The organism is Gemmatimonas sp. UBA7669, from assembly GCF_002483225.1.
Classification (GTDB): Bacteria; Gemmatimonadota; Gemmatimonadetes; order Gemmatimonadales; family Gemmatimonadaceae; genus Gemmatimonas.
The window spans coordinates 43341-68532 of record NZ_DLHL01000001.1; the positions used below are offsets into that span (position 1 = coordinate 43341).

The following is a 25192-nucleotide window of genomic DNA, read 5'->3' on the forward strand; positions in this document are numbered from 1 at the left end:
GAGTCAGCGTGTCGGAAGACATCCCGACAGAGGCCATCTTGCCAGACGACACCGCATCCTCGTATCCGGGGCGCCCGATCGCGCTACGGTCACCGGCACGCGCCGCATGGAGCGCCTCGTTCCGACTCGTCGGCGTCGCCGGTTTCCTCGGCGCCGCTGCGCTGGTGCTGCTCTACGAGCACCGCGTCCATGTGCTGGGCCTGCTGCCGTGGCTGCTCGTCCTGGTCTGTCCGCTCCTGCACGCTCTCGGGCATCGCCGGCACGGTGAGCACGTCGCCCATCCGGCCGGTGATCGGCACATGCCGCCGCCGACACCGCCGGGGTCCGGGGAGACCGGCCATCAGCCGCCGAGGACGTCATGAACCTCATGGTGTCGAGTATTCCGGTGCACGATCCGGCCTACGGTCTCTGGTCCGTCGTTCTCCTCAACGTCGCCCTGTTCACGGTGTTCGCCTACGGGTTCTTCCTTCCGCGTACGCGACACGACTGGCGCGTATTCGGCTCGTTTGCCGCGTTCCTCGTGGCGCTGTTTGCAGAGATGTACGGATTCCCGCTCACCATCTACCTGTCCTCTGCATGGCTGGGGCGCCGATTTCCTGCCCTCGACCCGCTGACGCACGAGAGCGGTCATCTCTGGAACGTGCTCATCGGCTGGCGCGGCGATCCGCATCTGAGCCCGTTTCACCTGTCGAGTGCCGTGCTGCTCGCAGTCGGCTTCGTGGTGCTCGCACGTGCATGGCCCGTCCTGCACGAGTCGCAGCGCAACGGCACGATCGCCACGACGGGTCCGTACTCGCGAGTGCGCCATCCGCAGTACCTCGCGTTCCTGCTCATCATGCTGGGATTCCTGTTGCAGTGGCCGACCATACCGACGCTCGTCCTCTTCCCCGTGCTTGCCGTGATGTACGTTCGGCTCGCGCGGCGCGAGGAGCGCGATGCGCGTGCACGCTTCGGCAATGCCTACGCGGACTACGCTGCAGTCACTCCCGCGTTTCTGCCTCGACTCGGCCGCGATTCGGGACGCCGGTTCAACGTGCCGCCCGCTACGCCGGGCGTTGGAGACGCATCCCATGGATAACGCCGTCGCGCTCGTGCAGGCGTACCTGCGCCTTCACGGCTACTTCACGGTGACCGAGTATCCCGTCATCGAGGCTCTGCGCGGCGGCGGTTACCGAAGCGCGACCGACCTCGACGTGCTCGCCGTGCGATTCGCGCACGCGAGGCACATCGCACCGCGACGCGGTGCCGCGACTGGCGACGACGACCAGTCAGGTGCAGATCCGGCGCTGGCTGTTCCGCTCGATCGGCCGGACATGATCATCGCCGAGGTCAAGGAAGGGGCGGCCGTCCTCAACGCGGCGGCCACCGATGCCGCGGTGCTCCGCACCGCCCTCGTGCGATTTGGCTGCTGCGAGAGCGACGGCGTCGGTGCGCTGGTGACGACCCTCCTCCACCGCGGACACGCGATCCTCCCCAACGGGCACGGCGTGCGAATGATCGCATTCGGATCGACGGTCGGCGCCGCGAACGGTGCGTATCACCGCGTCGCACTCGGCAGCGTGGTGGACTACCTGCAACGGTACGTGCGCACGCACTTCCACGCGTTGCGCACCATGAGTCCCAAGGATCCCGCGTTCGCCTTTCTTCTCACGCTGGAGAAAGCACTGCGTGGACGACGATCAGACGGAATGCCGCCGATGCACGGGACCGATGCCGAGATCATTTCCGGCTTCGCCGATTCCGTATGAGCAATCCTGCAGCGGGGACCAGAATGTTCGAACGACACGAGGAGTACGGCGCAACGATGGCGGTAGCCGGCGCCGCCCTGTTCGAGTATCTGGACGACCACCGGCGACTCTCCGGCCACATGCGCAGTTCCTCGTGGATGATGGCCGGGGGCCGGATGACCATGCACATGGATGCCCTCGGCGGCCAGGCGCTCGGATCGACCATCCGGCTCCGCGGACGGGTACTCGGTTTCGAGCTCTTTGCGGAGGAGATCGTGTGCGAGTTCGACCCACCGCACCGGAAGGCGTGGGAAACCACCAACGATGTCCGACTGCTCGTGATCGGCCCGTATCGGATGGGGTTCGACCTGGTCCCCGCCGGTGGGCACATTCGACTTCGCGTGTTCATCGACTACACGTTGCCTCATGTCGGCAGCTGGCGGTGGATCGGCCGGCTCATCGGCCCGTGGTATGCCCGCTGGTGCACGAAGCGCATGGTGGTCGATGCGCGGCGGGCGGTCGCGAGTGGCGCGATCCGACCCGATACCAGCTGCACGAGCGGCACGCGGCCCATGTCGCTCGTGCCGTGATCATCCCTCATCGCCAGACCACCTCCGATCACGCGGGAGATTCACATGTGGACCATGGACACTTCGCCACCGCTGATCCTCGCACTGCCGGGCAACGAACCGTTCGCGCAGGCCCTGTCGGCGCATCTCGTCGCGCACGACGACCCGGTGGTCGGCTCGGTCGACGTCCATCGCTTCGCTGATGGCGAAGCCGTCGTGCACGTGCCGCGCAACGTCGTCGCTCGCGACGTCGCGCTGGTCTGCACCCTCGACCGCCCCGACGCGAAGCTGCTGCCTCTCCTGTTCGCCGCTCGCGCGGCGCGCGAGCTGGGTGCCCACCGCGTCGGCCTCGTGGCGCCGTACCTGCCCTACCTGCGTCGCGACCGCCGCTTCCTTCCGGGCGAGGCCGTGAGCGCCGGGGCACTCGCTCGCCTGCTGGGCGAGGTCTTCGACTGGACGGCGACGGTCGACACGCACGCGCAGGATGTGCTCGATCTGCCCGGGTGTCGCAAGCTTTCCTGCGTCGTGGCCGACGCCGCACCGTGCGTCGCCGACTGGATCGCGAGTCACGTGCACGCGCCGCTCCTCGTGACCGCCGATGGCGAGGAGGCGCCGTGGGTACAGGTGATGGCCGGCCGGACGCGCATGCCGAGCGTGGCGGCGGAAGCACTGCGATTCGGAGACTGCGACACACGTGTGAACATCCCGGGCCTCGCACGCTGGCGGCATCGGACGCCGGTGCTGGTCGACGACATCATCTCCCCGTCGCCTGTGACGATCGCGACCATCACGCACCTGCTCGACGCCGGCATGGCTCCGCCCGTGTGCGTCGGCGTTCATGCCGTCTTCAGCGATGACGCCGCCGCGCTGCTCTCGGCGGCAGGTGCAGCGCGTCTCGTCACGTCCAATACCGTCGCCCATCCGACGAACGCGATCGACCTGTCGTCCACGCTTGCGAGCGCCGTGCTGACGGCGGACCTGTCTCGTGCGACGCATGAGGTGCGAGGCTGCGGACCGGACTGGTGCGACGCGTCCGGCGCGCGCGGTGACGGCTCATCCAGCACGGGCTGCGCACTCAGCAATCTCTACGTCGGCTGACGCGTCGGTCGGTCCCGGCCGGGGATCGACGTGATGAATGCAACGGTGCAGACTCCATGCATGGGATCTCGACTTCTGCTACTGATGATCGCCGGCATGGGCGGGTGCCAGCGCCAGGACGACGGCCCGACGCTCGACCCCGCGGCTGTTCGCACCGGGCGTGTCATCTACGAGGCACGGTGTGCGAGCTGCCACGGCGCAGCCGGTCAGGCCAGGCCCGACTGGAAGGTTCCCGATGAAAACGGCAACTACCCGCCGCCGCCGCACGACTCCACCGGGCACACGTGGCATCACGCGGACGGGCTCCTCCATCGCATCGTCGCGACGGGTGCGTCCGACACCGTGTCGCGTCGGCGTTCGCGCATGCCGGCCTTCGGTGCGACCCTCACCGATGGGGAGATCCGCGCGGTGCTGACGTATCTCAAGTCCCAGTGGACGCCCGCTCAGCGGATACGGCAGGCGGAGGTGAGCAGACGGGACCCGTTCATGCCGGCACGCGATGCCCGGCGAAACGCGCCGTGACGATCACGGCACGGCGCGAACGGCCGATCGCTCGTTCGCCGTGGCCGCACGTCGATCCTCCTCGTCCGCGATGTTCGTACCGGCTACCGGGACATCGCAACCCGTGACGCGAGCGCAGCCCGATACACGCGCGCGTACTCGCTCGCTGGCGCCATCCAGCCGACGTCGGCGCGCATGGTGGTGCCGACGATGGTGTGCCAGTGGCTCGGTACACGATACGCATTCAGCGCGCGCGCGATCCCGTCGTCGAGCGCGTCGCGCGTATGCGTCGCGAAGAGAATCCCGTTCACGCCGTCGATGATCGTATCCGCCAACCCGCCGACGCGGTGGGCGACGGGCAGCGCCCCGTAGCGCTGCGCGCGCAGCTGCGCGAGCCCGCAGGGCTCGTAGACCGACGGCACCAGCGCGAGGTCGGCACCGGCGAGCAGCCGACGTTCGGCGGCGTCGCTGAATCGCGTGCACACCGCGACGCGGTCGGGTGCGGCGTCGGCACGCGCATGCAACGCGTCCGCGTAGCGCGTCTCGCCCTCTCCCAGTACGACCACCTGCACGTCCGGGCGTTCGAGGACGCCGGCGGAGAGGAGCAGGTCGAACCCCTTCTGCCTGTCCAGTCGCGCACACACGGCGATGAGCGGCACAGCCGGCTCGATGGCGAGACCCATCGCTTTCTGCAGCGCTGCCTTGCACACGCGCTTGCCGTCGAGCGCATCCGGCCCGTACCGCATCGGCAACTCGACATCGGTGCGGGGATCCCAGCACGTCAGGTCGATGCCGTTCCGGATGCCGACCAGCCGTTCGCCGAGTGCGGTGAACGCGTCATGCAGCCCGAATCCGCCGAGCGAAGTGCAGAGCTCCTCCGCATGTGTCGGGCTCACCGTCGTGACGTGGTCCGCTACGGCGAGTGCGCCCTTGAGCAGGTTCGCCCGTCCGTACCACTCGAGGCAGCGCCAGTCGTAGAGTTCCGCCGGGAGGTCGAGCGCGCCCACGTCTTCCGCGGAAAGATGCTGCTGGAACGCGGCGTTGTGCACGGTGAGCACCGACGCGACTCCGCGCAGCGCGGGATCATGTGCGTACGTCGTGCGCAGGTAGAGGAGTGCGAGTCCGGCATGCCAGTCGTGCGCATGCAGGATGGCGGGCGTGCCTCCGGCGCGGCCGCGAAGCGCATGCAGGGCCGCGTGGCACAGCACCGCGAAGCGACGCGCGTTGTCGGCGAAGTCGACCGCGCCCTCGCCGTAGATCCCCGCTCGATCGAAGGCCTCGTCGCAGCGCACGAAGACGAGATCCGGTGTGCCCGGCAGGGCGGCCGACGGCCGATAGAGTTGCGTCTCTGGTCTCCACGATCCGACGGCGAGCGGCAGGACGTCGCTCGCGGGGACGAGCTCCACCCCGAGTGCGTCGAGGGACTGGCGGGCCTTCCGGTACAACGGCACCACCACAGCGACCGGTGCATGGGCGGCCTGGTGAGCAGCGAGCGCCGCGACCGCCTCGCCCAGGCCGCCGGTGCGCACGTAAGGCCAGCATTCGGCGCTCACATGAAGCACCGGAGCGTGCGACGGCGCGCTGAGCGGCTGGATGTCGGTGCGTGCGGGCGCACCGCGGCGCGAAGCACGCGTCGTGGCGGACGAGCCGGCCCCCGCCGAGGTCGGCCGGGCGGGCCTCCTCGGGGCGGGAACGCACGTCGAGTGGAGTCGGGATGAGCGTGTCATGGTCGTGCCTCAATGGCGCCACGTGTCCAGCGACTCGAGCAGGCGCGACAGATCGCGATCGTTCGTCGCGATGCCGACGGATGCGCGCACGGCGCCGATCGGCGCGCCATCCATGCAGCGGGAAAAGCGCTCCTTCCAGAGCTGTGGGTCGGGATGATGTCGTCGCGAGCTTTCGATGCAGGCGGCCGTACGTGCCGCGTCGAATCCGAACGCGTGTTCGGCCGCTCCCGGGTTGCAGAAGCATCCGCTGCGAACCGAGACACCGTGCTCCGCGGCTCGTGCCTCGACTCGCTCGTGGTGAATCCAGTGGCCGCGGCGATCCGAGAGATTGAACGCGACCGTGCCGCCGCGCGCGTCTCCGTCGGTGGGGCCGTAGACCGTGACGAGCGGCCGGCCGTTGCGATGGCGGAGGGCATGCAACTCGCGGATGAGCGCGACGGGCATCGGTCGCAGCTGCTCACTCACACGCGCCATGCCGATTTCGCGAAACATGCCGAGCCCATAGGGTACCGCGGACAGCGCGAGGAAGTTCGGGGTGCCATCCTCGAAGCCGGCGAAGCCCGTGCGCAGCATGTGCATGTCGTTCTGCACCGAGGAGAACTCCACGGTGCCGCCCGCAAACCAGGGACGGCGCAGCCGCGCCAGCGCGTCGCGACGGGCCACGAGCGCGCCGACGCCCGTGGGATAGCCCAACAGCTTGTAGAGCGACAACGTGACGAAGTCCGCCGGCACGGCGCGCAGCGACAGCGGCGCGCTGGGCACGAACGCGGCGGCATCGAGCAGCACGACATAGCCGAGTGCTCGCGCGCGATGTACCAGATCCAGTGGGTGCCGTACTCCTGAAAAATTGGACTGGGCCGGAAACGCGAAGAGACTCGGCTGACGTGGCACGGCGGATTCGAGAATCCGCTGCGCATCCCGCAGACGAAGGTCCGCATCCAGCGGCACGTGCGCGGCAGCCACGCCTGCACGGCGCGCGAATTCACGGATCCCGAGTACCGAGTTGTGGTTGTCTGCCGACAGTACGAGGCGCGACTGCGGTCCGAACGGAAAGCCTTCTCCCACGAGCTTGACGGCGGCACTGGCGTTGGCAGTGAAGACCACCTCGTACTCCGCCGGGTCGGCGTCGACGAACGCGAGTACGGATCGTCGGGCCGCGTCCACCCAGTGTGTGCTGGCGAGCGATGTCCGGCTCTCGGAATGCGGATTGCCGAACAGCTCCGTCCGCAACAGCGTCAGGTGCCAGGCGACGTGCGAATCGAAGGGGAGTGCGCTTCCGGTGTAGTCAAGATAGGCTTCGTCGCGCGCGTCCAGTCGCGAAAACTCGCGCGCCCGAAGCGCGCCGAAGGAGAGCTCGGACAGGGAAGCCGCACCGGCCGCGAGCGGGGCTGGGGGTTCCACGAGCGCGATCAAAAGGACACTCCGACCGTGACCGGCAGCGAGGTGGAGCCGAAGAGGTTCGACGCGGTTGGCAGGGACTGCAGTCGCGCCTCGATGCTCAGCGCACGGCTCCCGCGCTTCCACTCGAGCCCTGTTCCGCCCTGAAGCGCGAGACGCGTCGCGCGGCCTCCCGCGTGCATCCCTCCTGTCCACGTGACGTCGGACTCGATCCGCATCGCGCTCACCCAGCCGACGCCGAGCCCGGCGACGACGTACGGGCTGACGGCCCTGGTGCGACGGCCGGCGAGAACGCCACTGACGAACGCGCTGGTGGAACGCTCGCCCGCGCCGCGCATGCGGTAGGCGTCGTCGGCACCAACGCGCATGTCCTTGCCGGCCATGCCGAGGTGCTGGTAGAGAATCTCGCCGCGGACCCGCCACGGTGATCCCGGCGCGACGAGCGCGACGGATGCGCTGGCGGCGTAGCCCGACGACGCGGCGCCGCCGGATCGTGACGCGAACGCTGGTCCTGCCGCGACCGAAATGCCGAGGCTGTTCGCCGTGCCGTCGGACTGCGCGTCGGCGATGTGTGGCGCGGTGGTGCCGGCTGCGACGCCAAGCACTGCGAGCAGGTAGCGACCGAGCAATCGAGCAGCGAGCGAAGGCCGAAACATGGCGACCTCTCTGGCAGTGAGGATTCGATGCGAACCGGCCGCGGGGATGGTGAACGCGGCAATCCGAACGTGGGCTGCCATGCTGAGGTCTGCCTGAGCCGCTCGTGAGCGACCGATGCTCCGCGCGGCGCCGGAACGCGGGACGCTGTTCGCACCGGCGACGGAGCATTGCGTTCATGCGGAGTTCATGCGGAGTTCAGGCGGTGTTCACGCCGCATTCAGCTTTCGGTGACACGATGGCGTGAACGGGAGGGGACCATGCAGCCCATCGGCACGTTCGTGCAGCGACCGGTGCTTCCGGCCCGGCTCGAACGCCTTCGCGACGTCGCGTACAACCTTCGCTGGTCGTGGGATCACGACAGCCGCGCGCTCTTTCGCCGCCTCGATGCGGATCTGTGGGAGCGCACCAGACACAACCCGCTGCTGCTTCTCGGCCGCGCCGATCAGTCCACCCTGGAGCGCGCCGCCGACGACGCGGGCTTCCTCGCGCACTTCGACCGCGTGGTCGCCTCGCTCGACTCGTACCTGCAGAACCCCTCCACCTGGTTCGATCGGACGACGCGTTCCGCAGCGGATCATCGGCGCGTGGCCACGCCGCTCGTCGCGTACTGCTCTGCCGAATTCGGAATCACCGAGAGCCTGTCGATCTTTGCCGGTGGCCTCGGCGTGCTCGCCGGCGATCACCTCAAGTCCGCAAGTGATCTCGGCGTCCCGCTGGTTGCCGTCGGGCTTCTCTACCGCCAGGGATACTTCCGACAGCAGATCACCGCGGCCGGGCGGCAGCATGAGGCGTACGAGGCCAACGACATTTCCACGTGGCCGCTCACGCTGCAGCGAACGACGGAGGGCGCACCGCTCACCGTTGGCATCGACCTGCCGGGACGCACGGTCGTCGTTCAACTCTGGCGTGCGATCGTCGGACGCGTACACCTCTACCTGCTCGACACCGACGTGCCGCTCAACGCGGCGGCAGACCGGGACATCACCGCGCAGCTCTATGGAGGAGACATCGAGCGCCGCCTCCAACAGGAAATCGTGCTTGGCATCGGAGGCGTGCGCGCGTTGGGGGCGCTGGGTATCGCACCGTCGGTCTGGCACATGAACGAGGGGCACGCTGCATTCTGCGCCCTCGAGCGCGTGCGTCAGGCGATGGATGCGCACGCCCTCGACTTCGCAGCGGCGCGAGAGCTCGTCGCGCCCGGTCTGGTGTTCACGACGCACACACCGGTGCCAGCCGGACACGATCGCTTCTCACCGGAACTCCTTGCCCCGTACTTCACCGACTACGCCGCGAAATGCGGACTCGCGTGGTGCGATTTCCTCGCACTCGGCCGGGAGCACCCCGACGATCCGTCCGAGCCTTTCACGATGACGGTACTCGCGTTGCGGCTCGCCGCGTGGAGCAATGGAGTCAGTCGCCTGCACGGCGCAGTCAGTCGCGCCATGTGGAGTGGGCTCTGGCCAGGCCTGCCGGCGGGTGAAGCACCGATCGGCCACGTCACGAACGGCGTCCATTTCCCGTCGTGGGTGTCGCGCGACGTCGCGGAACTCTACGACCGTTACCTCGGACCGCGCTGGCGTGAGGAGCCCGCTGACGCCCACGCATGGCAACGGGTGGCGCAGCTTCCGGCCGAAGAGTTGTGGCGCACGCACGAGCGGGGACGCGAACGCCTCGTGGCCTTCGCCAGACAGCACCTGCGCACGCAGCTCGTTCGTCGTGCCGCAGCACCGGCCGAGCTGGCCGCTGCCGACGCAGTGCTCGATACGGAGGCATTGACCATCGGCTTTGCGAGACGCTTCGCCACGTACAAGCGGGCGGCACTGCTGTTCCACGATCCCGACCGACTCGCGCGGCTGCTCTCGGTGCCAGGTCGACCGGTGCAGATCGTGTTCTCCGGAAAGGCGCACCCGCACGACGAGCCCGGCAAGGCAGTCGTCGCGCAGGTGAACGCATTCGCGCGCGAGGCTCGCTTCCGCGGCCGGGTCCTGTTCCTCGAGGACTACGATCTCGATGTCGCGCGCGCGCTGACGCGCGGCAGCGACGTCTGGCTCAACACGCCGCTGCGGCCGAATGAAGCGAGCGGGACGAGCGGCATGAAGGCCGCCGCGAACGGGGCGCTCAACGTGAGTACGAGCGACGGATGGTGGGCCGAGGCCATCGCCGATGCGAGACCCGATGCACCCTCGATCGGATGGAGGATCACGAGCGCGACGAACGCGGGCGATGGAGATGCGGGGGCACGCGATGCAGAGGAGGCCGACGCTCTGTACGACCTGCTCGAGCAGGAGATCATCCCCTGTTTCTACGACCGCGATGCCGCAGGTCTGCCGCGCGCGTGGATCGCGCGCGTCAAGTCGGCGACGGCGCAGCTGTGCCACCAGTTCAACGCGCACCGGATGGTGCGCGAGTACACGCAGCGTTTCTACGTTCCCGGCGCCGCAGCGTCCGCGGGGCGCCGCGGCGACGACGGCGCGGAAGCCCGCGCGCTTGCCGGATGGCGCGAGCGGATGCGCGGCGCATGGTCACAGGTGTGCATCGACGCGGTGGAGACGGACGCCGCGCCCGAACTGCCGGCGCGGACGCCGATCCGGGTGTGCGCATTGGTTTCACTTGGCGCGTTGACGCCTGCGGATGTGCGCGTGGAGCTGTACCTCGGGCGGGTTGATGCAGCGGGTGACATCATTCACCCGGATGCGACCAGACTTCTGCCGGTCACGGAGGCGCCAGATACCGCGAGCGGGTCCGCCGTGCTGTTCGAGGCGAGCGGCGTCGCCTGTGCGATGAGCGGGTTGCACGGCTTCACCGTACGCGTGCAACCGGAACATCGCGATGCGGCTGCGCCGCTGCTCACGCTTCCCGTGCGCTGGGCGGCGCCGGACGCGCTGGTCCGCCGAGGCGTCACGACGCTGGGCGGCTCGCGGGTCCCGCCGCCCAACGCGAGCTGACGGCCGGACCGGGCGACCAGGCGGCTGCTCGCCGCACCTCGCGCTCCTTCCAGAGCGAGTAGACGGCCGGGATGACGACCAGCGTGAGCACGGTGCTCGAGATCATGCCGCCGACCATCGGCGCCGCGATGCGCTTCATCACGCTGCCTCCGGTGCCGGCGGTCCAGAGGATCGGGAGCAGGCCGGCCATGATTGCGGTGACGGTCATCATCTTCGGCCGAACGCGCTCGACGGCGCCGTCCATCACGGCTTCGTACAGATCACGAACGGTGGGCGTCGCCCCCCCCGCGGCCTGTTCCTTCGCCTTCCACGCGTGATCGAGATAGATGAGCATCACGACACCGGTCTCCGCCGCCACGCCCGCGAGTGCGATGAACCCGATCGCCACCGCCACCGACCAGTTGTAGCCAAGCAGCCAGACGAACCATAGGCCGCCGACCAGCGCGAAGGGGAGCGAGAGCATCACGATCGCCGTCTCGCCGACACTCTTGAAGTTGAAGTAGAGCAGCAGGAAGATGATCGCCAGCGTCGCGGGGATGACCACGCGCATCGTCTGCTTCGCGCGCTCCATGTACTCGTACTGCCCACTCCACTGCATCGAGTAGCCCGATGGCATCGCGACCGCGCGCTCCACGGCGCGCTGCGCGTCCGCCACGTAACCGCCGATGTCGCGGCCTGCCACGTCCACGTACACCCAGGCGGTCGGCTGTGCCCCCTCGGTGCGAACCACCATCGGGCCCGCGACCGCCTTGATGGTCGCCATCTGCCCGAGCGGCACTTGCGTGACGCCGAGTGTGCCGCCACCAGCACCACCACCCATGGTGCTCCCCGACGCGCCACCGCCGCCCGTGCTCACCGGAATCAGCACAGCGGCCAGACGTTCGGGGCTGTCGCGCAGCTCCTGCGGATAACGCACCCGCACGCCGTACCGCTCGCGCCCCTCGACCGTCTGCGTGATCGTCATGCCGCCGATCGCCGTCGCGATCACACTCTGCACGTCACCGACGTTGAGCCCATAGCGCGCGGCCGCCGCGCGGTCGATGTCGATGTCCACGTAGTAACCCGACACCGCACGTTCGGCAAAGACGCTGCGCGTCCCCGGCACGCCTTTCACGACGCTCTCGATCTCCTTGCCCAGCCGCTCGAGCTCCGCGAGGTCCGGTCCGAACACCTTGATGCCCACGGGCGTCCTGATGCCGGTCGCGAGCATGTCGATGCGTCCGCGGATCGGCATGGTCCACGCGTTCGTGACACCCGGGAGCCGCACGGCCGAGTTCAGCTCCGCGATGAGGCGGTCGTACGTCAACCCCGGTCGCCATTCGGACTCGGGCTTGAGCGCGATCGTCGTCTCGAACATGTCGAGGCCCGCCGGGTCGGTCGCCGTGTTGGCGCGCCCTGCCTTGCCCCACACGCTGGCGACCTCCGGGAAGCGCTTGATGATCGCATCCTGTGTGCGGAGGATCTCGCGCGCCCGCGCCACACTCACCCCGGGCAGCGTGGTCGGCATGTACAGTATGGTGCCCTCATCAAGCCGCGGCATGAACTCGCTGCCGAGCCGCGCCCACGGGAGCCAGGTGAGCACGAGGGTCAGCACCGCCACTCCCACCACCGGCCAGCGGTTTCGGAGCACGAACGTGATGATCGGACGATACGCCGCGATGAGCCACCGGTTGATGGGGTTGGCGCGTTCACGCCAGATCCTGCCGCGGATGAAGACGCCCATCGTGACCGGTACGAGTGTCACCGAGAGCAGGCTCGCGGCCGCCATCGCGAACGTCTTGGTGAACGCGAGCGGCTTGAACAGGCGACCCTCCTGCCCTTCGAGCGCGAAGACGGGCACGAAGGACACGGTGATGATGAGCAGCGAGAAGAAGAGCGCCGGGCCGACCTCCTTCGACGATTCGATCACCACCTTCCATCGCTCGGCTGTCGTCAGCGCGCTCGTGTGGAAGTAGCGCCGGCCTGAGAGATCGACGTCCACGCCCTCGCGCTCGCGCTCCCTGGCGACGATCGCGTGTTCGAGATGCTTGTGCATGTTCTCGATCATCACGATCGCCGCGTCGATCATCGCGCCGATCGCGATCGCGATTCCGCCCAGCGACATGATGTCCGCGCCCACGCCGACCCACCGCATGGCGATGAACGCCATCAGGATGCCCACGGGCAGCGTCAGGATCGCCACGAGCGCGCTCTCCGCATGCAACAGGAACGCAATGCACACGAGCGCCACGATGAGCGACTCCTCGAGCAGCTTCTCGCGCAACGTCTCGATCGCATGCTCGATGAGCTCACTGCGGTCGTATACCGGGCGGATGACGACGCCGGGCGGCAGCCCGCGCTTCACGATCTCGAGCTTCGCCTTCACCCGATCGATCGTGGTCAGCGCATTCTGGCCGAACCGCATGACGACGATCGCGCCGACGGCATCGCCGCGCCCGTCGAGCTCCGCGATGCCGCGACGTACCGCCGGCCCGACGCTCACCCGACCCAGCTCGGCCACGCGGATCGGGGTGCCGTTCGCCGTCGCGCCCACGACGACGTTCTCGATGTCCGAGAGCGACTTGAGGTATCCGAGGCCGCGGACCATGTACTCACGCTCGCTGAGCTCCATCACCATGGCGCCGATGTCGGCGTTGGCATTCTGGATTGCGCTCATCACGCGCGTCACCGGGATGCCGTACGCGAGCAGCTTCGCCGGATCGAGATCGACTTGGTACTGCTTCTCGAACCCGCCGAGCGTCGCCACCTCGGACACACCCGACACGGCGGTCAGCGCGTAGCGCAGATACCAGTCCTGAAGGCTGCGGAGCTGGGCAAGATTCAGCCGGCCGGTCGTGTCCTCCAGGGCGTACTGATAGACCCATCCAAGTCCCGTCGCGTCCGGGCCCAGGGTCGGCGCGACGCTCGCCGGCAGTTTCCCCTTGATGCCGTTCAGGTACTCCAGCACACGGCTCCGCGCCCAGTACAGGTCGGTGCCGTCGTCGAAGATGACGTAGACGAACGAGACCCCGAAGAACGAGTACCCGCGGACCGTGCGCGCGCCGGGCACCTTGAGCATTTCGGCGGCGATCGGGTAGGTGACCTGGTCCTCGATGATGCGCGGTGCCTGCTCGTTGTATTCGGCCTGCACGATGACCTGCACGTCGGACAGGTCCGGCAGGGCCTCGAGTGGCGTGCGCTTGACGGCGAAGTATCCGCCGATCAGCGCGGCGGCCGTAAACAGGAACACGAGCAGCTTGTTCCCGACCGACCATTCGATGATGCGCTTCAGCATGTGCCGTCAGCCTCCATGCCGGGCATGGACGCCTGGGCTTTCCGTCGTGCTGCCAGGTGGACGGGCTGGGGTTCGGGGGGCCGCCGGCGCGCCCGGCGTCCCGCGCGGACTCGGCGTCGGCGTACCGGGAACGGGCATGTTCGGCATGTTCGGCATGTCTTGCGGAGCCGGTGGTGGTGCTCCCCGTGATCCAGCCGCGGGAGTGCCCATGTCCATGCCGGGCATGTTGCCCATGCCACCGAGCGCGGAACCGAGGTTCGATTCGGCGTCCACGAGAAAGGTCGCCGACGCGACCACGGTGTCACCGGGCACCACACCGCTCGCAATCTCGACGCGCGAGTCGGAAGCACGCCCCAACACCACGTCCCGCGGAATCAGGCTGCCTGTGGCGTCCTTGATGAAAACCAGCGTGCGCTTTCCCGTGGCCAGCACCGCCGATCGAGGCACCGTCACGGCCACCGCGGTGCCCTGCGTCGCCACGCGAATGGTGGCATACATCCCAGGCTTGAGTGTGCCGTCGCCGTTGGGCATCTGCACCCGGATCCGCGCGGTGCGCGTCTCGGCGTTGAGCGTCGGGTAGAGGTAGGTGATGCGCCCGCGCCGTGCCACCCCGGCGAGTGCCTGGAACTCGAGCGTGACCATCTGGCCCAGCCGAATCGCCGACAAGTCGCGCTCGAAGACCTCGCCTTCGATCCAGACGACGCTGAGGTCGGCGATGCGAAAGACCGGCTCGCCCGCCATGATGCGCTGCCCCTGAAGCACGTTCTTCTCGATCACGATGCCGCTCGTCGGAGCCCGCAGGGTGAGCGTCTTGCGGACTTCCCCACTGCGCTCCAGCTCTGCAATCTCTTCAGCCGGGATGTCCCAGTACATCAGTCGCCGGCGCGCCGACTCGACGAGTTCGCTCGCCCCGCGTGCGGCATCCGGCGTGCCCGCGGCAACCTCTCGCGCCAGTCGGCGGGCCAGCAGCAGCTCCTCCTGGGCCGTCACGAGCATCGGCGAATAGATCGCGAACAGTGGCGCGCCACGGCGCACTGGTGCCCCGCTGATGTTGACGTCCAGCCGCTCGATCCACCCGTCGAGCTTCGGTGCGACGGTCGTCACGCGTGTCTCATCGTAGACCACCATTCCGACCGTGCGCACTTCGCCGGCGAGCGACTCGCTGAGCACCGGCGCGAACGTGACGCCGATGCGACGCGCCGCATCGGCCGACAACGTCACCGGGCTCGCCTTGCTCACCGCGGGCCCGCCGCCACCGTGGCCCGTGTGTCCTGCCGCCGTTACCGGTTCGGGCTGCCGACTCGCGAGCACGACGCCCACGACCGCCGTGGCAAGCAGCCCCACGAAGCCGAGGAGCCAGAGGACGCGTCGATGCAACGACGCGGGCCTGCCGAACGGCGCCGAGTCCGGGGTCCACGCTGAAGAAGGAGGATCTACGGGGCCGCGCGATGGCTCCGGCGCGGCCGCGTCGGTTTCGGAATGCATGTTCATCGGTTTCCTCCCGCCCCTGGATCGGGCGCAACGTCGTTGGCATCGAACAGGGTGCGCCCGAGGAGCATCTCGAGCTCCGCCCAGGCCTTCCCCTGGTCGGACTCGAGCGCATACAGCAACTCTGCTGGGCTCAGCCGGCGTTCAGCGACCGCTCAGCTGCAGTGACGACGTTCGAGAGGAAGTGTGATCGGGAGCGGCGCGAGTACCGGCTGACGACACGATCCTCGCCGGACCGTGCACCGGTACCGAAGACGCGAAGATTCCACTGCGGAGTGCGCGCAAATGACCGTCACGTGGACACTGCCGCTCCGTCTGCTGCTCGCCCTCGGGCTCGGGCTGGTCGTCGGACTGGAGCGCGAAACCGCCAAGTCCGTGCGTGGCCGCCTGGTGTTCGGCGGCATTCGTACGGAACCCCTTCTCGCGCTGCTGGGATTCGCCGCAGCGTGCCTGCAGCTGATGGGCGTACCGTTCGCCGTACCCGCAGGCTTCGGCGCCGTCGCATTTCTTGCGGCGCTCTCGTACGCGACGAAGTTGAGGACTCACCACCCGGAGCGCTCGCCGGGTGTTTCGAGTGAGCTGTCAGGGCTGCTGACATTCGTGGTCGGCGCGCTCGCCCTGCTCGCCGAACCGTGGCTCGCAGCGGCGCTCGGCATCGGAAACGCGCTGCTTCTGAGCGAGAAGGCCCGGCTCGCTGCACTTGTGCGACGGCTCGAGAAGCAGGAGTTCCTCGCGGCGCTTCGCTTCGTTCTGGTGACCTTCATCGTCCTCCCCATTCTGCCCGACCGCAGCTATCCACCGTTTGCCCTCAATCCAGCCGACGTGTGGCAGCTGGTCATTCTCGTCGCCAGTATCGGCTTCGTCGGCTACGTGCTCACGCGACGGCTGGGAGAACGACGCGGGCTGACGCTCGTGGGACTCGTCGGGGGTCTTCTGTCGAGTACCGTCCTCACGGTCTCCATGGCCCGCCGCGCACGCGCCGTTCCGGCCATTGCCGCTGACGCGCTTCGTGCCGCCGTGCTCGCAGCAAGCGTCATGTACGTGCGGCTGCTCACATTCGCCGCCCTGCTCGACGCTCGCGTCCTCCCCGCCTTGTCGTGGCGTCTCGCACTTCTCGGAGCGATCGGCGCAGCCCTTGCCCCACAGTGGGAGCGTCATGGCGTTCAACCGTCGACCGAAGACACGGTTGGGACCTTCAGCACACCGAGTCCGCGTCCTGCCTCCCCGCGCAACCCATTCGAACTGGGGCCCGCACTTGCCTTTGCCGCGGTCTTCGTGCTGCTGTCGGTCGGTACCGCGACTGTGCGGGCACGCGCCGGCAGCACAGGTGTGATGGCTGTCGCCGCGGTTGCGGGCGCGGTGGAAGTCGATCCGTTCATTCTGGCGATGCTGCGCGCCCCGGACGCGCCCGTGACGCAGGTCGTGGCTGCGATCCTCATCGCCACGCTCACCAACACCGTTGCCAAGGGCGCGTACTTCGCGGCGCTTGTCCCGGCCCGCCGCCGGGCGGCTACCTGGCGTTACGGAGTGTGGGCCTTGGCGCACGTGCCACTCCTGCTCGGGCTGCGCTGACCTGCAGCGAGCGTCGCATCCGTCACGCCGCGATCTCCCATCGATGCACCCGCCAATGCGCCCGCGCGTCGAGGCGATCCGCGTGCATGCGGCTGCGCGAAGAGAACGACGTCAATCGAGCAGCGAGCAGCCTGCCCGGCGCCACGCGTCGAGCCAGCGGCGTCCCATCCTGCCCTGGCTCGAACGCGGAGCGCCGTCACCCGAGTTCACGTTGCCATGCTCGCCATGCGCTCGCAGGATTCCGCGCACCGCCGGCACGCTTCGGCGCACTGCTTCATCATCGCGTCGCCACTGCCGAGCCGCTCGCAGGCGCGCTCACAGGCGCGACAGGCTTCCGCGCACACGGCGCACACCTGCGCATGCATGTGCGAGCCGCGGAGCATGAAGTCCGCGGAGGTATGGCATATCCTCGCGCAGTCGAGAAGGACCGTCTGATGCTCGACGCCGGCATGTTCGCCGCCGAGCGTGAGGCAGTGGGCCGCCGTCGCCGTGCAGGTGGCGTAGCAGTCGAGGCACTCCCGGATGCACTGCTGCATCTCGGCGTTCGACATGCCGTGCGAATGGTCGTGAGCCATGAGGTCTCCTGAGTGGGCGGCGGGTGAGCCGCGTGAGCCGCGTGCCTCGAGGTCTCGAGGTCGTGGCAGGTGCCCGACTGCCTGCAGGAAGCATGCCGCGCTTTATCCTGCATAAAACAACCTGCGCCCGCGATGTTGCCTTCCCGCGTGCGGGCTCGGCCGTTCTCGACGCCGACGCGCTGCTGTCGCTCGCAGTTTCGGCCGACATGCGCGACAGGGTATGTTTTATGCGCGCTGAAGTGTCGGTGCGCTCGCCTGCCCGCTGCAGGCGCCTTGTTCCGACGGTCTCCTCGATTCACTCCACCCCACGAGGCATCGATGCACGCTCCCACGGTCGCCCACACCACTGGTCCGGCGACGGATCACGGCATTCTCTCGTTCGCGCGACGCACCGCCCGCTGGAGCACGGTTGCACTGCTCGCGGTCGCCACGGCCTGCGGCCCCAAGTCCGATGACGCAGCCGCCGGCGCGAGCGCAGCCGCTCCCGGAGCCGGTCAGTCCACGACGGCGGCCACATCGGACACCGGCATGGCCGGCATGGACCACAGCAAGATGGCCGGCATGGCCCCGATGGGCGGTGCCACCGGCGATCCCGATCGCGACTTCCTGCGCATGATGAGCGAGCACCACAAGGGGATGATCGCGATGGCGCACCTGACCATCGAAGAGAAGAAGGGCTCGGCGACCGCACAGGCCGATGCGGAGAAGATCGACACGAAGCAGGATGCCGAACTCGACTCGATGGTCACGATGCTCGAGCAGCAGTTCAAGGATCCGTACGATCCGAAGATCATGCCGGACAACCAGAAGATGGTCGACGAGCTCAAGCCGCTGTCAGGCTCGGCGTACGACCGCATGTTCTACCACCACGTGGTGCAGCATCATCAGCAGGCGACCCAGATGATCGACCAGCACCTGCCGATGCTGAAGGATGCCAAGGTCAGGGCAATGGCCGAGCGCATGAAGCGCGACCAGACGCGCGAGATCGAGGAGTTCCAGCGCAAGGCGTCCGCTACCCCGTGAGCGACCGCGTGGCGCCGCTCGCACTGCAGGCGCATCCCACATGATCGATCGGGTGCTGCTCGTGTGGTTCATCCTCACCGCGCTGAGCACCGGCTACGTGGCGTGGGATGCCGTCACACGCAACCCCGAACTGCGCGTGATGAAATGGGGATGGGTCCTGGTCACGCTCTATACGGGCGTGATCGGGGCCGCAGTCTATGTCCTTTCGTGTCAGGAGCCATCCAGCGGCACGCACGAGCAGTTCGTGAAGCCGCTCTGGAAGCAGGCGCTGGGTTCGACGATCCACTGCCTCGCGGGCGATGCCACCGGTATCATCGCGGCGGCCGCCGTGACGATGGCCCTCGGCCTGCCGATGGGCCTCGACGTGGTCGCCGAGTACGTTTTCGGCTTCGCGTTCGGACTGCTGATCTTCCAGGCCCTGTTCATGCGCGAGATGTTCGGCGGGTCGTACGCGCTCGCGGTGCGCCGCTCGTTCATCCCGGAGTGGCTGTCGATGAACGCGGTCATGGCCGGGATGGTCCCCGTCATGGTCATCATCATGACACGTGACATGCGCGCGATGGAGCCTGCGTCGCTGCGCTTCTGGGGCGTCATGTCGCTTGCGACCTTCGTCGGCGCCATGATCGCCTATCCGGTGAACGTGTGGCTGGTCGCCGTCGGCCTGAAGCACGGGATGGGTACCGAGCGCGCCCTCGGCCAAGGCGGGTCGCCTCTGCACGACGGCTCCACGCAGCCCGGCAGCGCGCCGGTCGACCCGACTTCGCAACCCCATGCAGGTCACGCCGGCACGGTCAGGGCGGACGGCGGCGCATCGCGCGCCTCCGCCGCGGCGACCTCACCGCAAATTGCCGCCGTCAGTGCCCTATCGCTCGTGGCGCTTGGCGGCGGCGTTCTGCTCGCGGCGATGTACGGCGACCTCGCGATGAGCGGGCGCATGCCGTCGCACGCACCGCAGGACACGGTGCCCGCTGCGCCAATGCCTGCCGGCATGCGCCATCCGTGAGGGACGCACGCCGGCTCGCTGGGCAGGAAGACGCTACATTCCCGACATCGAGGCCATGTCCATCGGCGTCGGCGTCGCCACGAGCACCGCCGTCACGATGATGACGAGCACGCCGACGACGAGCTCGGTCCGCGCCGAGCGCTGCATGCGCGCCGTTCCCGCTGCGGTGCCGAGCGTCGGCTTCACGCGAAGCCAGTTGTAGGCACCGGTGAGGGCGACGACGGAAAGAATGGCGAGCTTCACCAGCAGCGTCCGCCCGTAATTCGATTGCCAGAGCGCCGCCACGTCCGGGATGTGCTGCCACGCGGTGAACACACCGGTCGACGCCACGAGCCCTGCGAACGCGAGCGCCGTCGGCGAGAAGGCGTTGAAGAGGTCGGCAACCGACGCCTCCCGCGCGTCGTCGGGAAGTCGCAGGGCCGCAGGAACGCCGGCGGCCACCACGACCAGCAGGCTCCCGAGCCATCCGCCTGCGCCGATCACGTGCAGCGTGTCCGCCACGACCGCCAGGCCGGCGCGCCCCGGAGTGGCCGCAGCGTGTCCGGAGAGTGCGGGGGTCACCGCCAGGACGACCACGCCGAACGCCGCGAGCCCCCACCCCCCTTGCCCGCGAATCGCCGTGCGGAAGCCGACGATCGCCACGACCGTGGCGAGCACCTGCAACAGCCAGCCGCGTCCCCACACGGTGTCGGTGAGCATCGCACGCACGAGCTGCGGATCGAACGTCGCATCCGGAGGATGCATCGCCACCGACTGCGCGCCGAGCCGCAGGAGCGCAGCTCCGCCGACGATCAGCGCGCCGAGCAGGCCGATGCGCGCGGCACCATGCCTGGAAGCGACGAGCATCGGAGCGTCTGGACCGCGCTTGCGGATCAGGAGGGGAAGCACCGCCGCCTGGAACGCGACGGCGCCGATGGCCATGAGCAGGCCGAGATACAACAGTGCCCGGATGGCGGCGTACGCCGGCGACTCGGCGTCGAACGAACTGGCCGATGGCATCGACGCCTGGTCATGGTGCATCGCGGAGTCGGCGGCGCCGGGTGCAGCCGGCGTCGGCGTTTGCGTCGGCGTTTGCGTCGGCGTTTGCGTCGGCGTTTGCGTCGGCGTTTGCGGCTCGCCGGACGCGGGCGTCCCGGGCGGCGGTGCCGCCGGCGCCCCTTCGGCGACCGTGAACGCGTACTGCCCTCGCACCGGATGGCCATCGTCGCCCGCGATCTGCCACGTCACGGTGTAGGTGCCCGCAGCCAGTGGTGCCTCGATGCTCGCGACCAGCGCGCGCCGCGAGTCCGCGGCGACACGCAGCGGGGACAGCGCGACGGCCGCACCGCCCGGCCCCCGCAACTCGAGTCGGCTGAAGGCCAGCGCCGGTGCCTCGGTGAAGGTCAACCGGATTTCTCGCGGCACGACGGTGAGTCGCTCGTTCGCGGCGGGCGCGGAGCTCTTGAGCGAACCGTGCGCCAGCGCGCGCTCGACTGGCGCAAGGAGCAGGACCGACAGCAACGCGAATCGGGAGACACGGCTCACGCCGTGTGGCACGTGTCGGCTCCGCGACCCTGACGTGCCAGGGATGACGTCTCGTGTGCGCATCAGGCGGGCGGCTTCCGCATGCCGGGCATCTTGCTGTGATCCATGCCGGGCATGGCAGGAGCGGGCTTGGCTGCGGGCTTGGCTGCGGGCTTCGCTGCCTGCTTCGCTGCCGGCTTGGCTGCAGGTCTTGATGCGGGCTTGGCCGCGGGTTTGCGGGCCGGCGTCGAGGAGGTCACTGCACCCGCCTCGCCCTTGTCCGCAGGCGATGGCGCCGTCATTCCCTGCATGCTCATGTCCATGCCCGTCATCCCGGGCATGCCGGCCATCATGCGCTGCAGGACGGGATCGGTCATCACGCGCTCGCGGATCACCGGGTCGGCCATCATGCGCATGTGGATCGCCATGAGCGTGGTGTCGCTCATCATCGACATGTTCATGCCCGACATGTTCATGCCCGACATGTTCATGCCCGACATGTTCATGCCCGACATGTTCATGCCGGCCGCGGTGCCTGTTGCTGCGCCGGTCGGCGTCGTCATCGTGGAGTGATCCATCGTCGAGTGATCCATCTTCGAATGGTCCACCGGCGCCGGCCGGCTGCCGTTCGGCGACGAGGTGAGCACCGTGTCGGTCCGCGGTGGAATCGCGCCGGTGCCCAGGGCGCCGCACGCGAGTGTCGTGGCCGCCGCGCCGGCCGACGTGCCCTGCACGACGACGTGGTACGAGCCTCCGCTCGTGAGCGGCGCATCGAGCGTCGCGCTCGCGCTGCCCGTGCCGGTCGCGTTCACGGTGATCGGTGCGAACGCACTGGCGGCGCCCGCGACGCCCTCGTCACGCGCACACGAGCCGCGACGCACCGACCACGTGCGGACCGCGCCGCCCTGATCGCCCGTCCACGCGATGCGCACGGTCGTGCCCGCGACGGTCGCCGTGCCGGACGCCGTGCGCGAGCCCAGCGGATCGGTGAGAAGCGCCGACAGCGTGCCGTTGTTCGCCGGCGCGGACATTCCCGCGTGGCCGGCATGGTCGCCAGCCGTGGACTGCGCCTGTAGCGCGCCGCTTCCCATGACCAGCAGGGCGGCGACGGAACCGATTGAAAGCGGTCGCATCGGAGGTGCCTCCGTGAGTGATGCAGGGCCAACTGGCCCGATCGAGTGAATGAGTTCGATGATGCGCGTCGCGATGCGCGTCGGGATGCTCGTCGCGATGCGCGTCGGGATGCTCATCGCCAGATCCGCAGGCCGGCGGTGATGGTGCCGACGCTGCGCCGTTCGCCGAGGCCGTGCGCCATGGCCGCGGTCGCGCCGGTGCGCCGCAGCATCGACACGCCGACGTACGGCGCGAACTTTCGCCGGATCTCGTAGCGCATCCGCGCGCCGATCTCGACGTCGTTGAGACCCGAGCCAACGCCGATCTCCGGCACGGCCTGCACCGCCGCGTTGACCTCGATCCACGGTTGCACGATGAGCCGCTGCGTGAAGAGGAGGTCGAACGACGACTCGACCTCGAGCGAGACGTCGCCCTTGTCGCTGACGAGCAGCGTGGGCTCCACCTCGAACCAGCCCGGCGCCAGGCCGATGAAGCCGATCGCGAGCATGCCGCGCGTGAGGCGACCACCGGGCTCGCGCCGCCCGGTCGATGGATCACCGAAGTCGACCGGCGCGATGACCGTGCGCGGTCGCGTGTCGACGCGTCCGCCGGCGACGAACGACCAGAACGGCGTGATGAGCCGTCCGTAGAGCGCATCGCCCTGCATCTCTCCGCCACCGGACATCAGCGTCGACTGCTCTCCCTGCACGCGCAGATACAGGCGGCGATAGTCGCCGCCGATCCAGCTCACCAGCTCCACGTCGATCGGGCGCTCGGGCTGGTTGGCGTGGACTTCCAGCTGTTCGGCGAGGATGAACGTGCGGATGACGCGATCGAGGTCCATCCCATGTGCGGCGCCACCGGCCTGCGCGTGGACGCGTGCCGGCTGCACGAGCAGGAGCGCGGCGATCACGAGACTCGAGCACATGACGCGCGCGCGATGCGTGACGACGCTCATGATCTCGCCTCCCCCTCGGTGGTCATCGGCCCGCCGGGCTCCGACACGTGGAACACGCGGAACATGCCGACATCCATGTGGAAGAGCACGTGACAGTGAAAGGCCCACGGTCCCGGATCCACCGGCGTCGCCAGCAGCGACACGCGCTCGGCAGGCTTCACGTTGATGGTGTGCACGTATGGGCACTCGGGCCCATGCCCGTTCTCGAGCTCCATGAACACGCCGTGCAGGTGCATCGGGTGCGCCATCATCGTGTCGTTCACGATGGTGAGGCGAATGCGCTCGCCGTGCTTGAGCGGGATCGGGTCGCGCGCATCGGAGAACTTGATGCCGTTGATCGACCACATGTAGCGCTCCATGTTGCCGGTCAGGTGCAGCTCGATCTCCCGCACAGGGGGCTCGAAGGTTTCGGCCGGCGTGAGCCGCTTCACGTCCGTCCAGACGAGCACGCGCCAACCATCTTCCCCGAGTCCGGCGCCAGGCTCCGAGAGCCGGCTCCGGGTTTCCATGGCCGTTCCGGCGCTTGCCGACCCGTGCGTGTTGTTGCCGTGCATGACTGGCTCGGGAATCGTGCCGGGCGCCCGGAGGTTCGAGGCTCGAATGATGGTGCCGTCTCGCAACTGTCCCTCGAACACACCGGCGCCTCCGGATGCCGTCACGCCAGGCATGCTGCTCATGTCATGGCCCGCGTGACCTGATGCCGCTGCTGCCGCTGGCTTGGTCGCAGCCGCGGGCATGTCCATGCCCGGCATGCTCGCATCGGCGCCGGGCTTCGACGCCGTCCCCGTGCCCGACATGTCCATCCCAGGCATCGACATTCCCTCGTGCCCGCCCATCCCCATCGCCATGCCCATGTCCACCATGTTGAGCGTGGGACGCGGCCGGCGGCGCGGGATCTCGGCGCTCATGCCGGCGCGCGGCGCGAGCGTGCCGCGTGCGTATCCCGAGCGATCCATCGACTCCGCGAAGATCGTGTACGCGCGATCCTCGGTGGGCTTCACGATCACATCGAATGTCTGCGCGATCTCGATGCGGAACTCGTCGAACGCGACGGGCTGCACGTGCTGGCCGCTCGCCTGCACGAGCGTCATCTCGAGGCCGGGAATGCGCACGTCGAAGTACGAACCCGCACCTGCATTGATGAAGCGCAACCGAACGCGCTCGCCTGCGCGGAACAGTCCGGTCCAGTTGGCCGCCGGCGGCAGACCGTTCAAGAGATACGTGTACGTCGAGCCCGTGACATCGGAAATGTCCGTGGGGGTCATGCGCATCTTGCCCCACTCCCAGCGGTCCGCGATGGTGGCCCGCAGCCCGTTCCGGTCGACGTCCCGGAAGAAGTCGCCGACGGTGCGGCGCTGGAAGTTGTAGTACGCCGACTGCTTCTTCAGGTTGTCGAGGATCTTGCCGGGGTCCTCGAAGGACCAGTCCGACAGCATGACCACATACTCGCGGTCGTACTGGAACGGCTCGGGTTCGGACGGGTCGATGATGAGCGGTCCGTAGTGGCCCAGCTGCTCCTGAAAGCCGGAGTGGCTGTGGTACCAGTAGGTGCCGTACTGCCGCAGCGGGAAGTCGTAGACGAACGTCTGCCCCGGATGGATGCCCGGGAAATTCACGCCCGGCACGCCATCCATGGCGTTCGGCACCAGCAGTCCATGCCAGTGAATGGAGGTGTCCTCACGCAACCGGTTCGTGACGTGAATCGTGGCACGCTCCCCTTCACGGAAGCGGAGCAACGGTCCAGGCACCGACCCGTTGATGGTCGTCGCCACGCTGCGCCGCCCGCCGAAGCCGAACGGCGTGCGATCAATGATGAGATCCACACGCGTGTCCCGACCGGAGACACCGGCCAAGGCGGCGCGGCCAGCGCCACGGTCGCTGGCAGGCAGCGCGTAGGCGGGCGCGAGGCGCTGCAAACCCGCCAGCGCGCCAACGGCGCCCGCCGCGTGCAGGAAACGGCGGCGTGTCACCGGGTGGGTAACGACGCCATCCGTGAAAGAGCGTTCCAAGTCGTTCATGGTACCAGGAATCGAGTTCGGGGGACACGTCGAGAAGTGCCGT

At 68.5% G+C, this 25192-nt stretch carries 20 protein-coding genes; 10 read left to right on the forward strand and 10 right to left on the reverse strand.

Annotated elements, in window-relative coordinates; translation table 11 throughout:
• Window positions 1-8 precede the first annotated feature (8 nt).
• The 6 genes from B2747_RS00205 to B2747_RS00230 are packed head-to-tail and all read left to right on the forward strand — an operon-like array spanning window position 9 to window position 3916.
• The gene (locus B2747_RS00205; protein ID WP_291155192.1) at window positions 9-362 is read left to right on the forward strand and encodes a DUF2933 domain-containing protein; all 354 of its coding nucleotides are present in this window, start codon (window positions 9-11) and stop codon (window positions 360-362) included.
• Complete coding sequence (locus B2747_RS00210) at window positions 359-1078, forward strand: methyltransferase family protein (RefSeq protein WP_291155194.1); 720 nt, start codon at window positions 359-361, stop codon at window positions 1076-1078. The genes B2747_RS00205 and B2747_RS00210 overlap by 4 nt, the downstream gene beginning before the upstream one ends.
• Window positions 1056-1748, forward strand: a complete 693-nt coding sequence (locus tag B2747_RS00215) for a hypothetical protein (RefSeq protein WP_291155196.1) — start codon at window positions 1056-1058, stop codon at window positions 1746-1748. The genes B2747_RS00210 and B2747_RS00215 overlap by 23 nt, the downstream gene beginning before the upstream one ends.
• 23 nt (window positions 1749-1771) lie before the next feature.
• Window positions 1772-2317, forward strand: a complete 546-nt coding sequence (locus tag B2747_RS00220; protein ID WP_291155198.1) for a hypothetical protein — start codon at window positions 1772-1774, stop codon at window positions 2315-2317.
• 45 nt (window positions 2318-2362) lie between these two features.
• The gene (gene prs, locus B2747_RS00225) at window positions 2363-3394 is read left to right on the forward strand and encodes a ribose-phosphate diphosphokinase (RefSeq protein ID WP_291155200.1); all 1032 of its coding nucleotides are present in this window, start codon (window positions 2363-2365) and stop codon (window positions 3392-3394) included.
• Between the two features lie 60 nt (window positions 3395-3454).
• On the forward strand, window positions 3455-3916 hold the full coding sequence (locus B2747_RS00230) for a c-type cytochrome (protein ID WP_291155202.1): 462 nt from the start codon (window positions 3455-3457) through the stop codon (window positions 3914-3916).
• A gap of 83 nt (window positions 3917-3999) precedes the next feature.
• Here B2747_RS00230 and B2747_RS00235 read toward each other — a convergent pair whose 3' ends face one another.
• The 3 genes from B2747_RS00235 to B2747_RS00245 form a co-directional block, all read right to left on the reverse strand.
• Window positions 4000-5448: a glycogen synthase gene (locus B2747_RS00235; protein WP_291155204.1), complete on the reverse strand. Its 1449-nt coding sequence runs from the start codon at window positions 5446-5448 to the stop codon at window positions 4000-4002.
• 183 nt (window positions 5449-5631) lie between these two features.
• The gene (locus tag B2747_RS00240; RefSeq protein ID WP_291155206.1) at window positions 5632-7023 is read right to left on the reverse strand and encodes an aminotransferase class V-fold PLP-dependent enzyme; all 1392 of its coding nucleotides are present in this window, start codon (window positions 7021-7023) and stop codon (window positions 5632-5634) included.
• 8 nt (window positions 7024-7031) lie between these two features.
• A complete protein-coding gene (locus B2747_RS00245) occupies window positions 7032-7676 on the reverse strand; it encodes a hypothetical protein (protein WP_291155208.1) in 645 nt (214 codons plus the stop codon).
• Between the two features lie 258 nt (window positions 7677-7934).
• Here B2747_RS00245 and glgP point away from each other — a divergent pair, with 258 nt between their 5' ends.
• Window positions 7935-10622, forward strand: a complete 2688-nt coding sequence (gene glgP, locus B2747_RS00250; RefSeq protein ID WP_291155210.1) for an alpha-glucan family phosphorylase — start codon at window positions 7935-7937, stop codon at window positions 10620-10622.
• Here glgP and B2747_RS00255 read toward each other — a convergent pair.
• Both B2747_RS00255 and B2747_RS00260 read right to left on the reverse strand, forming a co-directional pair.
• Window positions 10576-13896, reverse strand: coding sequence for an efflux RND transporter permease subunit (locus B2747_RS00255; protein WP_291155212.1), 3321 nt, complete (start codon window positions 13894-13896; stop codon window positions 10576-10578). The two genes, glgP and B2747_RS00255, sit on opposite strands and share 47 nt — an antisense overlap.
• Before the next feature lie 6 nt (window positions 13897-13902).
• Window positions 13903-15273 carry an efflux RND transporter periplasmic adaptor subunit gene (locus B2747_RS00260; RefSeq protein WP_291155214.1) on the reverse strand — a complete coding sequence of 457 codons (1371 nt, stop codon included), beginning with the start codon at window positions 15271-15273 and terminating at the stop codon, window positions 13903-13905.
• 396 nt (window positions 15274-15669) lie between these two features.
• On the opposite strand from B2747_RS00260, the gene B2747_RS00265 reads away from it, so the two are divergent.
• Window positions 15670-16956, forward strand: a complete 1287-nt coding sequence (locus B2747_RS00265) for an MgtC/SapB family protein (RefSeq protein WP_291155216.1) — start codon at window positions 15670-15672, stop codon at window positions 16954-16956.
• 206 nt (window positions 16957-17162) lie between these two features.
• Here B2747_RS00265 and B2747_RS00270 read toward each other — a convergent pair whose 3' ends face one another.
• A complete protein-coding gene (locus B2747_RS00270; RefSeq protein ID WP_291155218.1) occupies window positions 17163-17531 on the reverse strand; it encodes a four-helix bundle copper-binding protein in 369 nt (122 codons plus the stop codon).
• Window positions 17532-17849: 318 nt separating this feature from the next.
• On the opposite strand from B2747_RS00270, the gene B2747_RS00275 reads away from it, so the two are divergent.
• Together B2747_RS00275 and B2747_RS00280 are read left to right on the forward strand one after the other, a co-directional pair.
• The gene (locus tag B2747_RS00275; RefSeq protein ID WP_291155220.1) at window positions 17850-18554 is read left to right on the forward strand and encodes a DUF305 domain-containing protein; all 705 of its coding nucleotides are present in this window, start codon (window positions 17850-17852) and stop codon (window positions 18552-18554) included.
• A 40-nt stretch (window positions 18555-18594) separates the two neighbouring features.
• Complete coding sequence (locus tag B2747_RS00280; RefSeq protein WP_291155221.1) at window positions 18595-19557, forward strand: DUF4396 domain-containing protein; 963 nt, start codon at window positions 18595-18597, stop codon at window positions 19555-19557.
• A 33-nt stretch (window positions 19558-19590) separates the two neighbouring features.
• Here B2747_RS00280 and B2747_RS00285 read toward each other — a convergent pair whose 3' ends face one another.
• From B2747_RS00285 to B2747_RS00300, 4 genes are all read right to left on the reverse strand, one after another.
• Window positions 19591-21081 (reverse strand): copper resistance CopC/CopD family protein, encoded by a 1491-nt coding sequence (locus B2747_RS00285; protein WP_291155222.1) that lies wholly within the window; start codon window positions 21079-21081, stop codon window positions 19591-19593.
• 62 nt (window positions 21082-21143) lie between these two features.
• Window positions 21144-22310: a hypothetical protein gene (locus B2747_RS00290; RefSeq protein ID WP_291155223.1), complete on the reverse strand. Its 1167-nt coding sequence runs from the start codon at window positions 22308-22310 to the stop codon at window positions 21144-21146.
• Window positions 22307-23131 (reverse strand): copper resistance protein B, encoded by an 825-nt coding sequence (locus B2747_RS00295; protein WP_291155225.1) that lies wholly within the window; start codon window positions 23129-23131, stop codon window positions 22307-22309. Before B2747_RS00295 ends, B2747_RS00290 begins: the two co-directional genes overlap by 4 nt.
• A complete protein-coding gene (locus B2747_RS00300) occupies window positions 23128-25140 on the reverse strand; it encodes a copper resistance system multicopper oxidase (protein WP_291155227.1) in 2013 nt (670 codons plus the stop codon). The genes B2747_RS00295 and B2747_RS00300 overlap by 4 nt, the downstream gene beginning before the upstream one ends.
• Between the last annotated feature and the right edge of the window lie 52 nt (window positions 25141-25192).